Below are 15013 nucleotides of genomic sequence, written 5' to 3'. Positions count from 1 at the left end.
TTGAAAACTGTTCGTGAGTGGAACAATTACTGTCTGTATCCGGACGGTTAAAGCTTTGAAATTAAACCGGGCGTAAACTGAGGAGGAGGCTTGCTTTATTTTAGGTTGAAACCATAAATTTCGACCAGTTCGGGAATCTTAAACAGTATCAACTATTGTTGAGGTATCCATGTTTTGTTTTCGGAATGATACACCATGGATTTAAAAGGCGCAATCTCAAAACCCACTAAATAACTCAAACCATCCCCTGTTAGGGTATAAGAAAAGGGATAATTATCGGGTAAATTAAGCTGCATGTCATCCATATACTGTGGGAGTTTATGATATTTCCCTTTATATTCTTCAACCCTTTGAATAAGATAACCTGCCTGCTCCTCCATAGTGGCTATTTGTCTCGCCCGGGTAAATAAAGATAGGTATACGATTACACCGGCAATAAAAGCAATACCCATTATCGCTATTAATAACATTTTGCGTTTCATTATGGATTGAATTTTATAAAAAGCAGAACAGTTATTTTATTTATCCTCATAATGAGCTGTCATGAAATAAACTTTCATGACAGCATCTATCTTCAATTTAGTTTTGTTCCCCGCTGTTTCCGGGGCGGGTAATATTTCCGCTTCCGTCAATAAATAACGGAGATGTGGTTACTGCTCCTGTGGCCACAAATTGCCATTTGGTTGCGCCATTATGCGGATCAAAAGCCCATAGGCTTTGTCCCTTATCCGGTTGGAACAAGATGTTGCCGGCCATGAACGTATCAACATTGGTAGTAATCGGTAATTTGAAGGTTGCTTTTTGCTGGCCGCTTTGAGCATCCAGAATAAAAATGGCATCCCGGTTGGCGTTGGTAACCCAGATAGATCCATTTTGTACAAGCGGCGCACGTTGATAAGTGTTGGGTACATACCATTTTCGAGTGCCAGTAATGGCGTCAAGGGCATAGATCCCAACCTCGCCGGCGTTTTGACCATATCCGCAGAAATAAACTATGCCATTATTGATTGTTGGAGCTGAGGAAACAGGATTTCCAATTACGTGGGGCAAGAAATAGGTCCACAATGTATCGAGCGTACTTACAGAGTAGGCCTGAAGCAGGCTTTCAGCCCCTTGTGTGTAAACTCTTCCGTTTGCCACCGCCGGATTAGACAGCCCAAGATACGAAACACTTTTTATCGGTATTTGTTCGCCTGTTGAAGCGTTGTAGACCAAAATTGAATAATACAAGGAACCGTCGGTAACAAAAGCTTTATCGCCACTTACCGTTATACTTATTGGGCCGCGGGTACCGGCGTTCCATATTTCTTTGCCGGTTCGGGCATCCAGGGCATAAAACTCAAATCCGCCAACATAAATCTTATCGTTGGCCACGCAAGGCGGCTCGGTTACTCCGCTGCCCACGAATGTTTTCCATATCAGCTTTCCCTTTGCTGTATCAATAGCATAAACGTAAGAGTCGCTACTGCCGGCAATCAGCGTATTTTTATAAACAGTAGGTGTAGCGACAATAGCGCCGTCGGTTTGAAACTTCCATTTAATGCGGGCACTAACCGCATCCAGTGCATAGATATAACCATTATTGTCGCCAAAATATAATGTGCCTGCTGCGCCGGTAAACACCTTGTAAGTAACGCTGGTAAGGTCTTCGGCGGTGAGTGTATAGTTCACCGTTCCACTAAAATCCTGGGCTTTCTTGCTCACAGGAGAAATAACGTGACCGTTATAAGTGATATCGGGAACCAGTTTACTCAGGTCGGTACCGGGCGGCACCATCGCGACAATAGAATCATTTCTAATCGTCGCGGTTACGTCTTTACTTAGTATGCCAGGGTTATCGGTCGCTCTGAATACAAAGGAAGTAATGTTTTTAGTTGATGAGAAAAACCGAACCGATACCACGTAAGTTTTAGTACTCCCGTCTTGCGCCGTAATGGTGTAGCGGACTGGTTTGGTAAAATCTTCACTTGAGGTTGTGGAAGGGCTAATGCTTTTTCCCACAAACGAGATGGTTGGTGTAATATTAGATAGCGAAACGCCCGGAGGAATGTTGATGCTCACGGTATCATCGCCAATGTGGGTTTCTTCTAAAACGGATGGGTCGCCGGATATCGGTAAATGAAACTGAATAAGATATTTATCAGCTGATAATTCGGGTTTGTTTTTTTTGCAGGAAACAATCAGCGATACTGCTAAAATCAAAATGCCGAAACGGCAAAATATGTTATGATAAGACATCTTATCAACCATAAGGTTCGGGGAATGAGGCATTTTGAAAGGAGGGCTTTTACTATAAGCTAAATGTAACAAAATATTTGTTTCATCTGGCATTTGCCTGTTTAATACATATATGGCATTAGTTAACTCTGAATTATTTTTTTTGGGGAGTCAAACTGTACTCAAAACATTTATCGCAGCTTCCTTCAATCTTACCCTTATCTACAGTAAATATGGCATTTGAAGGTGTAAAGTATGGAACTTTTGCTTGAAGCAGGCTATCTATATCTACGGAGATACCGATCGTTGAATTGCCATAATCAAATGATTTAAAGTCTTCCTCATAAACAACCTTATCATTATATGTAAACAAAAGTCGTCTATAATCATCTTGCACATCTTCACCATCATAATTAACCCTGATTTTATTTTTAATAGAATCCGAAATAGTCCATGCTCCAAAAAGGTATAACTTATCCCATTTAAACCCGGTGGCGTCTTTTAAGACTATTGTGCACATAGGTTCGGTTCGGCTGCCACAGTCCCGGTTAATTTTACTAATCAAACGGTCTGTTATACTGCTTTTGCATCCCGATAAAATAGCGAGAGTTAATAATATCCACGTTATGTTTCTAATCATAAGGTTAACTTACCGGTGTAAGCTGTAGTTTTTTACTAATTATTGATACCCCAAAGGAAACCAAATGCCCCTAACGTTTGGAGGAGCTATATTCAACAGTACATGATTTGAATCTAACGTAGAAATATCAACGTCTTCAATCATGCTTTTAACAGCTGGGACTTTTTGCGCTTTAAAAACATTGTCCTTAATCAAGTTTAAGGCATCATCAAAGCCGTATCCGCTTACTCCATATCCAATCTTATTTAGCCCAATTTCAAATTCAATCCAATATCTCGTCAGTTTCATTATATAAGATTAATTGCTTTTAGGCATATTTCAAAACCGAACGGTCGATGTCCGGTATTATTACAAAAGAGATATGTTGATTTTTAATAAGTTTCTGTAAATCAATGTATTGCTAATCTGGAACAAGAGTTGAGCCCAAATTTACTAATGACTCTTAATCATTTTCATATCAACATATCCGCCCTGCTTTTACTGGCTGCGTTATTCATCGGACTAACTTTTAGTCTGCGGTTATGGTTTTCCAAAAGATATGTCAACTGCTTGCTTAGCCTTATCCTGGTTACGATGATGTTGTGGTTGCTCAGAAACTTCTGTATTGATATTCAATTAAGCAGGAATTTCCCGCGATGGAGCTGGGTGCCGCTGCAGTTTCTGCTGACACTTGGCCCGCTGGTGTTTTTCTATGTTCGTGGTATAGTTAAGCCGGAAGAAAAATTTACAGGTAAAGATCTGGCCCACTTCAGCCCTTTGTTATTGGAACAGGGGATGCATGTGCTGGCCGTTCTTCAAAGCATGCACACCGGGCTTGCTACCTATGATACCCCGGTGTATAAACACTTGCAGTCGGTATTGCAATTGCTGGCCTTCATTTCTATTACAACTTATTTGTACAGGTGCTCAAAACTGGTTAAATATCCTGCGCAAAAAGAGGTCAATAAAATAACCGGAAAACAGTTTATGCCTGCAAGCCCGTCATCGGCGGATAGATTGATACAACGGGGTTATTGGCTGCGGCATCAAATGAAGGTTAATAAGTTTTACCTGGACGCGGAGTTAAGCTTAAACTCGTTGGCCAAGGAGCTCGGCATTTCCATCCACGAATTGTCGAAGATCATCAATACCGGCCTGCGAAAAAACTTTAACGATTTTGTAAATGAATTCCGGATACAGGATGTAACCCGGAGAATGCGGGATCCTGCTTACAACCGGATAACACTTTTGGGTATAGCTTATGATTGCGGGTTCAATTCCAAAACTACTTTTAACCGCACGTTCAAACAAATCACCGGCAAAAGCCCGGCGGAATATAAGAACGAACTGAAAAAAGAGCGCCCAAATCATGATTTGGAACTTCTATCAGCATCCGCAGCGATAATTTCGGGTCACAAAACCATTCCTGTATGGTCTGGTAAGAAATTAAATCGCATTCATATGTTTCGTAATTATTTAAAAATTGCCTGGCGCAATATGCTGTACAACAAAGTTTATAGCGCGCTGAATATTGTAGGATTGGCGGCCGGTATGGCCGTCGCACTACTGATTGGTTTATGGGTAACCAATCAATATTCTTATGACCGTTTCCTGCCCGATTACGGCAGATCGTACCAGGTAGAAATGAACCTGACCTCGCAACATAACGGCACATCTACCCAAACATCTATAGCGCTTCCTCTGGTTGATGTGTTGCGGAAGGAGATCCCGGGAGTACAGTATGTGGCCGAAGCCGACAATATCGGCCGGATGAACCATGATCTATTAGTGGGCGATAAGAAACTGTACCTGGGCGGGGGAGCTGCCGGGCCGGATTTCTTTAAAATATTTCAATATTCGTTTGTTAAAGGCGACGCTAATTCGGCGTTGACGGATATCTACTCCATTGTGCTGACTGAATCAACCGCCAAGGCGCTATTTGGCGATGCCGATCCGATGGGGAAGGTGGTGCGTTTTGATAACGTTCAAAGTATGAAGGTTACCGGGGTTATTAAGGATATCCCCACTAATGCTACTATGCAATTCAGCTATCTAACTCCCTTTGCTTACTCTGAAGCAACACAGGGCTGGATCAGGGATGGGCGCACCAAGTGGACCTACAATTCATTCTCTGCCTATGTTTCGCTGCAGCCGGGTGTAAGCTATGCACAAATAGCACCCAAGATCAGGGATATTGTAGAGAAAAGAAGCCCGGAGATGAGATCGCTAAAGCCAGAGGTTTTTATGCACCCTTTAACGGATTGGCATTTATACAGCAATTTCCAGAATGGAAAGGTAGCGGGTGGATTTGTGGATTATGTACGTTTATTTGGCGTTATTGGTATACTGGTATTGGCGATAGCCTGTATCAATTTTATGAACCTTTCAACCGCACGGTCCGAAAAACGGGCGAGGGAAGTTGGCGTTCGCAAAGCGATAGGCTCGGGGCGTGTAGACTTGGTTTACCAGTTTTTACTCGAGTCGGTTTTGATTACGTCTGTATCGTTTTTGCTTTGCCTGCTTTTTGTTCAGCTGGCACTGCCTTCGTTTAATGCTTTAACCGGTTCTTATATCCAGGTGCCGTATAATAACATAGGTTTCTGGGCCATCATGATTGCTTTTGTGCTGTTAACAGGTTTGGCCGCCGGAAGCAGGCCGGCGTTTTACCTGTCATCATTCAACCCGGTAAAGGTGCTCAAGGGAAGTATCCAAATGGGCAAAGCCGCTACATTACCGCGTAAAATATTAGTGGTTATACAATTTACCTGCTCGGTAGCATTGATCATCAGTACGGTGATTGTTTACCAACAAATACAGTTTGTAAAGGACCGGCCGACTGGCTACAACGCTGACAGGCTGGTGATGACCGACATGAACGGTGATCTTCCTCAACATTTTGACGCTTTAAGAAATGATTTGCTATCATCCGGATTGGTTGAAAGTATGGCATCATCCACATCGCCGGCAACGCAGGTGTACAGTCATTTTTCACTGGAGAAATGGCCGGGTAAAAACGCTGGGGAAGAAGAAGTGAATATTGGTGGAATCTGGGTGTCGGACGATTATTTTAAAACCATGGGCATGACCTTTGCCGCGGGGCACAATTTTATGGGCGACTGGAAAAGTGATTCATTGAATGTGATTGTGAATGAAGCCATGGTGAAGCGCATTGGTCTTAAAGATCCTCTCAATCAACTTATAAAAGTTAATTTTGGCAATACGCCGGTTAAAATTATCGGAGTGGTGAAAGATGCCCTGATGGAGTCGCCTTATACGCCGGTTGCGCCTGCTGTTTTCGGCCATAACCCATATGGGTTCATCATCACTTATCGGCTGCCTCAAAATGCCAATACGCATACTACAATTGAAAAGATCGGTAAGATCTTCCAAAAATATAACCCCGCTTTTCCTTATCAGTATAAGTTTATTGATGAGGAGTATGCGAGCAAGTTTAACCTGGAAATACTTCTGGGCAAGTTGGCCGGTGTATTTGCAGCCCTGGCTATATTTATTTCCTGCCTGGGTTTATTCGGTCTGGCCGCCTATGTGGCAGAACAGCGCACCAAGGAGATCGGTATCCGCAAGGTATTAGGCGCTTCTATAGCTCAGGTGTGGCTATTGCTGTCGCGGGATTTTGTGGTGCTGGTTTTGATCAGTTGCCTTATTGCTTCGCCGGTGGCACTCTACTTCCTGGAGCACTGGCTGGAAAAATACGCGTATCGCGTTAGCATTGGTCTGGGAGTATTTGTCGTATCGGGAATTATTGCTCTCGTTATAACCCTCTTGACCATCAGTTTTCAGGCTATAAAAGCCGCGTTGACCAACCCGGTTAAAAGTTTGCGGAGTGAGTGATTTATGTTTTTTTAAAGCAGGCTGATCTCAGCTCTGCTGTCAAAACGGACAGGCTTGAAAAGTATGGTTTGTCCGTTTTTCTTGTTTATGTCAATATTCATCATTGCTTTTTTGGGGTTGGATATAACAAGGCGCAATTATCCCCCCTTATTTAGTACAAAACAAAGCCTCGGATCTTCACTATCTGAGGCTTTTTGTTTAAAAACGATCATGCTTTATAAAATCAATAACTTATTGAAAAAAATATTATAAATAATTGATTGATCTATAGTTATTTATAATTATAATTATTGTTAAATTGTAGCTGCTTTTAATAGCCGGTGTACCGGGATCGCCATATAACTTAAACCAATCTGTCATGTTTAACAATGAAGCATTATCAATAGTCATTGGGCTTACCTTTATTTACCTCCTGTACAGTTTGTTGGGTACGCTGATTCAGGAAATTATAGCAACAAACATTCAGCTTAGGGGTTTGGTACTTCGGTATGCTATTCACGTTATGCTGGGCGATTCTAAAAGTAAAACCAACTCTGTTTCCGAAACTTTTTATAAACATCCTTTTATTAAACTTCTCAAAACCGGAAATTTCATAAGTGATTGCCCGTCTTACATTGATCCCGATACTTTTTCAAAAGTACTCATCGATTTGCTCCGCGGATCGGCTATTAATGCCGGTGATGCCTTTAAAAACGAGATTCAGAACAGCCTTACCAAAAAAAAATTAGCCTGGAATGATGCGGTGAATATTCCAGAGGAAACCATAAGTTATTTAAATACGATCTGGATTGATTCGCAGGGAGATACACAAAAGTTTAAATCGCTGATTGAAGACTGGTTCAACAAGATGATGAGGAAATCTACTACCTGGTATAAGCAGTCCACCCAACTAATCCTGCTTGTTGTTGGGCTGGTAATAGCCATAGCTTTTAATGTGGATACACTGGGGATAGTGAAGAAGCTGGAAAGTAACCCTACACTTACACAGCATGTTGTTGAGCAGGCCGATAACTTTGTAAAAGTGCATCCTAACCTGGAAGAAGATTTGAAGAACACGGATGATGCTATAGCGCAGATGATAAAACCGCAGGCCGTAAAGGACTCTTTAAAAGCAGCTGCGTTGGATCAATATAAACAAACAAAACATCTTAAAGATAGCCTGGTGAGCCAGGCAAAAACACTGGTTACAAATGACATTAGTAAAGTAAATGATTTGCTGGGTTTAGGGTGGCCCAACGATTTTTTGCATTTTGAGAAGGATGCCAATATTGGCCGTATCATTTTAGGGTGGTTACTGACGGCCCTGGCTATTTCACTGGGAGCTCCTTTCTGGTATGATCTGTTGAATAAGTTGATGCAATTAAAGGGGGCTGCTGCTTCCACAAAAAGCGCAGGTTCCGATGACAAGGATAAAACTGCCGTTAAACCAGCTGACAGGGTAGGATAATGAAAGTAATTGTAAAAGATAAATATTTGAATATCCGTGCAGGCAGCCCCAGCCTTAATGCACCGTCATACCAATACCTTGCTCCCGGCAGCCAGATCGAGGTTGATGGAAAGCTATACAAGGGCGATCCCTACGATGGCAATGATGTATGGCTAAAGGACGGAGCGGATAATTATTATTGGATAGGGGGCGTTCAGCATGATATCCCTACGGCCGATCTGCTCGAATTTAAGGCTGCCGGTCAAAAACAAACCTTCCCCTGGTTTGATAGCCTTAAAATAGGTGATGTTTGGTCGCAACATACAGAAAGAGGAGCAAGGGCTACTGTTGCCATCCTGGATACCGGGTACAATTCAGCCAACCGCGACCTGACTCCCAAAATAACCAGTGCCAATACCAAGGTTTTTATTAAACCCGAGGTTTATCCCGGTCTGACGCTCACCATTGAGGACAAGGATAGACAGAAACACGGTACCCGATGCGCCTCATTGGCTGGGGCCATAAACAATGATAAATGGATAATTGGTGTGGCTCCGGAGTGTAAGTTGCTCATTGGCAAGATCAGCTATGACGGTACGCTGCCGGATTTTCAGTACATTTTGGATGGAATTGATTGGGCAATCAAACAGAAAGCTGATGTTATTTCCATCAGTTATTACGTAGGCAATTTATCTGCCGCAAAGATAAACGACTTTCAACAGCAACTGAATACCATTATGGCTAATAATGATGTACTTATTTTTGCAAGTTCCGGTAATTCGGGAACTACACAAATAACGGCTGATTATTATCCGGCTTCCTTTGTTCATAACAATGTTATTTCGGTAGGTGCAAGTACACTTAATGGGCAAATAGCCCCGGTGACTGTTTTAAGTAGCAAAACGATTTTGCATGCGCCCGGCGAAAACATAGAATCTTACAACCCGCAGGGCGTCCCTTCGCCTGAAACGGGTACCAGCTTTTCCACGCCAATTGCTGCGGGTATCGCGGCACTTGCGGTTTCCTATTTGAAAAGGAAAAATGGAAGCTGGAGTGCGGCTACTCTTAAAGCAAAGATGATCAGTACTGCCGACACGATTAATACCCCCGGAAATAAGAAAATAATAAATCCTGTCAATCTATTTAAGGCCCTTTAAACCTGCCTCTATGAAAAAATATCTCCTTACCCTTATAATCCTTATTCTTTCAATTGAATCATACGCTCAGAAAGGTATTTTCTATCAAGCCTCTTATTTTAGGTCGCTGTACCAGGAAGATACCAAGAAAATAACTATTGACAACCAGGCTTTAGACGCGGTTAAGAATTTATATGCCGCCGCAACGATTGAGGGTTTGGTAGATTCCCTTAATAAAAATCCTTTTACTGTAAATATGTTCGCGGTTCAGGCCGCGGGTGGTAATAACAGTTTTAGCTTTAGCTCCGCGATAGGAGGGCTTGATGTAACAAACCTGGCAAACGGATTATCAGATTTCCTGATCAAGCGGGCGAAGCAGGAATTGACACTTGCCTTTTTTAACCGGTTCAAGAAGTTTTCTGAGGAGAACCCGGAATTCAAGATCCTGTTCCCAAAAACAACGGCCAATCTGAGCAATTTGCTTGATTATGCTTATCCCCAGATGTTGCCGGCTTTAAGAACCGGTTTCCTGGAAGATTTAAAAAATGTTACCTATAAGCTGGATGATGTTCTGAACCTTCCCAGATATAATGAGCTATTGAAGAATCTTCCCGAAATAAAAGTCTGCCTCCGTTCGATCAAACTTGTACATCAATTAGAAAGTGGGCTCGCCAATCCTGCGGAGGTACTCCGGGAGTTTTCGCTTTTTCCCGAATGGCATGATCCTTCAGCTACCGTGGCTGTTAAAAATATTGGTAGTACGCTGGGAGTAGCCACGCTTCTTTCCGAGAGTATTAAGGCAGATATAACCAGCCATGCAGACAGCATCTGGGTACCCGCGAAAGAACTGCGCAGGCTTTTAGATGATGAAGTGTTTTTAAAGATCTATGTTGGGCTTGTTTATCGCAAAGCCCAGATGGAAAAGATCGAATTTTTTGCTGCACCCGATAAGTCCCGGCTGTTTTCAGATATTCTGCTGGCGCAGAAAGATAACTTGTTAACGCTCAGGAGTGGTTTAAGCGACCTTTTTGATCTTACTTCGGGCGTTAACGCGTTGGTAAGTGATATCATTACTAAAAAAAGAACCAACGCCGTTTTAACCAACGACGATTATTACAACTATATTAATACATCTATCGATTTTATCGGGAAAGCCAATGCCATTGTAAAAAACTACGTAAGCCTGCCGCTTGATGAGGATTATTTTGATATCGCGAAAAAATCAAACGAGATTTACAAGGATGTGTACACCCGGAAATATGCCCAGTTGTTTAGTGACGCGCTTGATGTATTCGATCATATTTCAAACACAATAGATAAACGCCCTGAGTATCAGGATTTAATGACGAAGGCGAGCATAACCGACTATAAGGGTAAGGAAAAAAACACTGTGCGAAATATAGCAGATGTAAAAGCTGAATATACACCGGTAAAAGAGAGCGTCATCGACACCATTCTCAGCGAAACTGCTACAAACGCCAATTTGAAGCTGGCGGTTGCAAATTACCGGCTTAAGCAACTGGTTAACTTCTTTAAAGAGCTGAAACCATATGGCTTGTTTATGGCGGATATGGTTGGCGCGGAAAAGCCAGAAGAAGTACAGGCCGCTTTGGAAAACGCGGTTTTACCGGTGGGCAGTTCTTCTGTAAAAAAGAATACTAATAGTAATTTATCTGTACAGGCCTATCTTGGCGCCTATTTGTCCAATAAAAATAACTCCTTCAGTTCGTGGACGAGCAAATTTGGGGTAATTGCCCCTATAGGTATTTCTTATACACCAGGCTTTTTAAGCTGGAAATCGGCCGGGTCACTGAGCTTTTTTGGCTCACTGATAGATTTGGGCGCCATTGTAGATTATAAATTGAAAAAAGACTCCACAATAAGTTCCAACGGTTCGGTCAACACGAATACCGTGTCAAAAGATTACAAGATAAAGCTTGGGCAGATTTTTTCGCCGGGTGCGTTTGTGGTTTATGGCTTCTTTGGTAATCTTCCGCTTTCGCTCGGTGTAGGAGGCCAATACGGACCAGGGCTTTCAAAAATCAATGTGGACAATACTACAGTGCTCAACAATCCATCCTGGCGATGGAGCGTATTCCTCGCTGTGGATATCCCTTTCTTTAACCTCCATAACAAAATGAAGAGTAAATAATAGTTTATGGCTTTATTTAAAAGCGCGGTTGAGTTTTTTAAAAATAACAATTGAAATTGTGCAGATGCGGCTTTATCGATATGGTTCTCTATCCCGTTCGGCATTTATACTTGAACCGGATGGAGTTATTATGATTAATTGAGTTGTTCCAAAAAATAAGCTCCCGAGGGATTTATTTCCTGTAATAAACAATCTCGTTTACCCGCGGAATGTCGCTGTTTAAAAATTATTTGAGATCAGCTAATCCTGATAATATGAGCCGGTTTTTATAAATGTTCAACTATAAAAATAGTATCTTTAATTTCGCATCCAAAAACCTGAATGAGCACAATTTTAAAGAACCGGATAACCTCGATAGATTTTCTCCGCGGTACTATCATGATCATTATGGCCCTTGATCACGTAAGGGATTATTTATACTCCGGTTCGTTTTATTTTGATCCACTTGACCTTACAAAAACAAGTGGCGTATTATTTTTTACCCGGTGGATCACCCATTTTTGCGCGCCGATATTTATGTTGCTTGCCGGGACGTCGGCATGCCTCATCGGGCAAAAGAAATCTAAAAAGGAATTATCTGTATTCCTGGTAAAACGGGGTTTGTGGCTCATTTTTCTCGAAATGTTTGTGGTTAACTTCGGCTGGAACTTCAATATTGGATTCCCCATGTTTTTCTTCATCACTATTTGGGCATTGGGTTTAAGTATGATCATATTGGCTGCGTTGATCTATTTGCCTAAACAACTGATACTTGGAATTAGCGTTACAATAATTGCAGGGCATAATCTTTTAGATGGTGTGCATGTTCCTGGAAGTTCCCTGGAGGCCTTTGGCTGGTCGTTGCTGCATGACCAACAGTTTTTTATGTGGCATAAAGAAATTTTACTGGTAGGATATCCCATTGTGCCGCTAATGGCTGTTATGTCTTTAGGCTATTGTTTGGGTGGATGGTATACCGCTGGCTATGATGTTATCAAACGGCAAAAAAACTTATTGATTGCAGGCAGCTGCTGCCTGCTTGCATTCATCGTACTGCGATATACTAACGTTTATGGTGATCCGGTGAAATGGACAGCACAGAAAGACGGGTTTTATACCTTCCTGTCGTTCATTAAAGTAAATAAATATCCGCCATCGTTGCTGTACCTGCTGCTTACGCTTGGTTCGGCTTTTCTGTTCCTGTCATTTACTGAAAAGTTAAAGGGCAAGGTTGTGGATGTCGTTTCGGTATATGGCAGGGTGCCAATGTTCTATTATCTTATCCACATTTATATCATACACCTCATAGCAATCATTGCTTCGGCATTAACGCCGGGGCAAGACTGGACAATTTGGTTCCTGAAACAACCTATCTGGTTTACGCGCGACCTGAAAGGCTATGGATTTTCATTACCGGTAGCTTACCTCACCTGGATTTTAATAGTAGCAGGCCTATATCCTTTATGTAAACGTTATGATACTTACAAGCAGGCCAATAAGGCAAAATGGTGGTTGAGTTATTTGTAAAAGGTTAATAGCTTTTATTGTTGAGGTTTTGACTTGCCGATAAATTAAAGCATATTTATAGCCGTGGTATTGTGGCTGGTTTGCTATGCTTGGTACCCAATCTCTTTTAACCAATTTATCATATTTGTTTTTTCCTGCTAATGAGTAAAAACACTACGTACCTTGAAACAAAAGGGCATTATCAAATTCTTGACGGTCTGCGCGGCGTGGCATCGCTTTTTGTGGTTGCTTTTCACATTCTTGAAACTTATTCCGGCGATCGTTTCCATCAAATTATCAACCACGGCTATCTCGCGGTCGATTTCTTTTTTCTGCTCTCTGGTTTTGTGGTGGCCTATGCGTATGATGACCGCTGGGGGAAAATGACCCAATGGGATTTTTATAAGCGTCGTCTTGTCCGCCTGCAACCCATGGTTATTATGGGATCTATAATTGGTGCTGTGTTTTTTTATACGCAGGGATGCGCCATGTTTCCGCTTATTAATGAAACGCCCGTTTGGAAAATGCTGCTAATAATGTTGATTGGTTTTACATTGATACCAATACGGCCATCGTTGGATATCCGCGGCTGGCAGGAAATGCACCCTTTGAACGGACCGGCCTGGTCGTTGTTTTTTGAATACGTAGCCAATATACTTTACGCATTAGTGATTCGTAGATTTTCAAAAACGCTGCTTGCTATTTTCGTGTTTTTATCGGCCTGTTTGTTAATTCATTTCACAGTAATGGGGCCGCAAGGCGATGTAATTGGCGGTTGGACAGTAGATAAGCCTCAGCTCTATATAGGCTTCACCCGCCTGTTATATCCGTTTTTTGCCGGTATGTTATTGTGCCGCATGGGCAAGCTTATTCATATTAAAGGAGCTTTTACAGTTTGTAGCATTTTAATTGCCGCTATACTGTGCGTACCAAGGATAGGTGGCCCTGACCATTTATGGATGAACGGGATTTACGAATCGGTTTGTATCATTATCCTTTTCCCTTTAATAGTAGCCATTGGGGCGGGGGGCACTTTAAAAAGCCAAAGCTCAATCAGGGTTTGCAAATTTATAGGTGATCTTTCCTATCCGCTTTATATTACACACTATCCTTTAATATACTTTCATATAGCCTGGGTACAAAATAATAAGGTGCCGATGGCTCCAGGCTTGTTTGCCGGCCTGGGTATTTTTGTAGCAAGCATTGCTATTGCCTATGCCTGTCTTAAACTATATGATGAACCCGTTAGGGAATGGTTAAAGAAACGTGTTTTAATAAAAAAGTAATAGAACTAAATACATAGCGACATACAGGTCGCTATGCTTAATCCCCTCTCTACGATAGTGTAAAGAGGGATTTTTTTATCCTTTTTATGCCGAAGGTGAAGGGTGGATGCGTAGATCATGTGAGTCAATTCTGCGCCTTAGTATTATCGGCTTTTAGTGTTTTCTTGATATTATTTATTCGTGCCATAAAAATAAGGCTTGAAAATGCCGTTTATAAATCTCATCTTTAGGTTATTATAAACCGCTTGAAAAAGACCATTGCATTAATATTGTTGAATATTTACCTGCTTAATATTGGCGGGCAGCTTATTGTGCATCAATATTTGGTATATAAATCGGATAGATTTTTTAAAGAACAGATCAGCAAAGGTTTATATAATGTCAATGACCTAACCGAAATTACCATTCCGGTTGATTTGCCAGCCATACATGATTGGCAGGCGTTTGAAAATATATCTGGGCATATAACATTCGGTAACGCTACGTATAACTATGTAAAATTACGGATGACAAAAAAGGCCCTTCACCTCATGTGCATCCCTAACTATGAAACTACCCGCTTTGCGGATAGTAATGTGCTTGATGCTAAAGGGATTAAAGATATCCCTGTTTCGCCGAAAGAACACGTTCCTTTTGGTAAAATAGCCCTGCAGGATAACCTGACATTTTCATTTGTACAGTTTGAATTTTTTTGCCCTGTAAAGTATTTGCCTCAAATCACTATAAGACACGGGCAATCACCAATAAGCCACCATCTGGATATTCCTGAGCAACCGCCAAAAGCATCCTGCTAATTTTCTTCGCTTAACTTATTTACGGGCTGCATGTATATGTTGTGCC

At 41.7% G+C, this 15013-nt stretch carries 11 protein-coding genes; 7 read left to right on the top strand and 4 right to left on the bottom strand.

Annotation, left to right across the window (positions count from 1 at the left end; genetic code table 11):
• Window positions 1-152 precede the first annotated feature (152 nt).
• The 4 genes from EAH55_RS01000 to EAH55_RS00985 all read right to left on the bottom strand — a co-directional run bounded on the left by EAH55_RS01000 (window position 153) and on the right by EAH55_RS00985 (window position 3145).
• Window positions 153-482, bottom strand: a complete 330-nt coding sequence (locus EAH55_RS01000; protein WP_121808123.1) for a hypothetical protein — start codon at window positions 480-482, stop codon at window positions 153-155.
• A 97-nt stretch (window positions 483-579) separates the two neighbouring features.
• The gene (locus EAH55_RS00995; protein ID WP_162996708.1) at window positions 580-2238 is read right to left on the bottom strand and encodes an outer membrane protein assembly factor BamB family protein; all 1659 of its coding nucleotides are present in this window, start codon (window positions 2236-2238) and stop codon (window positions 580-582) included.
• A 133-nt stretch (window positions 2239-2371) separates the two neighbouring features.
• Complete coding sequence (locus tag EAH55_RS00990) at window positions 2372-2857, bottom strand: hypothetical protein (protein WP_162996707.1); 486 nt, start codon at window positions 2855-2857, stop codon at window positions 2372-2374.
• Between the two features lie 39 nt (window positions 2858-2896).
• Window positions 2897-3145 carry a hypothetical protein gene (locus EAH55_RS00985; protein ID WP_121808120.1) on the bottom strand — a complete coding sequence of 83 codons (249 nt, stop codon included), beginning with the start codon at window positions 3143-3145 and terminating at the stop codon, window positions 2897-2899.
• 147 nt (window positions 3146-3292) lie between these two features.
• On the opposite strand from EAH55_RS00985, the gene EAH55_RS00980 reads away from it, so the two are divergent.
• The 7 genes from EAH55_RS00980 to EAH55_RS00950 all read left to right on the top strand — a co-directional run bounded on the left by EAH55_RS00980 (window position 3293) and on the right by EAH55_RS00950 (window position 14967).
• Window positions 3293-6688 carry an ABC transporter permease gene (locus tag EAH55_RS00980; protein WP_121808119.1) on the top strand — a complete coding sequence of 1132 codons (3396 nt, stop codon included), beginning with the start codon at window positions 3293-3295 and terminating at the stop codon, window positions 6686-6688.
• Between the two features lie 358 nt (window positions 6689-7046).
• Window positions 7047-8135: a hypothetical protein gene (locus tag EAH55_RS00975; protein WP_121808118.1), complete on the top strand. Its 1089-nt coding sequence runs from the start codon at window positions 7047-7049 to the stop codon at window positions 8133-8135.
• Window positions 8135-9271 carry a S8 family peptidase gene (locus EAH55_RS00970; RefSeq protein ID WP_121808117.1) on the top strand — a complete coding sequence of 379 codons (1137 nt, stop codon included), beginning with the start codon at window positions 8135-8137 and terminating at the stop codon, window positions 9269-9271. Before EAH55_RS00975 ends, EAH55_RS00970 begins: the two co-directional genes overlap by 1 nt.
• A 10-nt stretch (window positions 9272-9281) precedes the next feature.
• Window positions 9282-11402, top strand: coding sequence for a transporter family protein (locus EAH55_RS00965; RefSeq protein ID WP_121808116.1), 2121 nt, complete (start codon window positions 9282-9284; stop codon window positions 11400-11402).
• A 321-nt stretch (window positions 11403-11723) separates the two neighbouring features.
• Window positions 11724-12908, top strand: coding sequence for a DUF1624 domain-containing protein (locus tag EAH55_RS00960; RefSeq protein ID WP_121808115.1), 1185 nt, complete (start codon window positions 11724-11726; stop codon window positions 12906-12908).
• 140 nt (window positions 12909-13048) lie between these two features.
• On the top strand, window positions 13049-14173 hold the full coding sequence (locus tag EAH55_RS00955) for an acyltransferase family protein (RefSeq protein WP_121808114.1): 1125 nt from the start codon (window positions 13049-13051) through the stop codon (window positions 14171-14173).
• 245 nt (window positions 14174-14418) lie between these two features.
• Entirely contained in the window at window positions 14419-14967 is a 549-nt protein-coding gene (locus EAH55_RS00950; protein WP_121808113.1) for a hypothetical protein, read from the top strand.
• The last annotated feature ends 46 nt before the right edge of the window (window positions 14968-15013 follow it).

Origin of the sequence: Mucilaginibacter kameinonensis, assembly GCF_003675385.1 — a bacterium.
Taxonomy (GTDB): Bacteria; Bacteroidota; Bacteroidia; order Sphingobacteriales; family Sphingobacteriaceae; genus Mucilaginibacter; species Mucilaginibacter kameinonensis.
The sequence above is the reverse complement of the archived record's forward strand: the minus strand, read 5'-3'. Positions and strand labels throughout refer to the sequence as shown.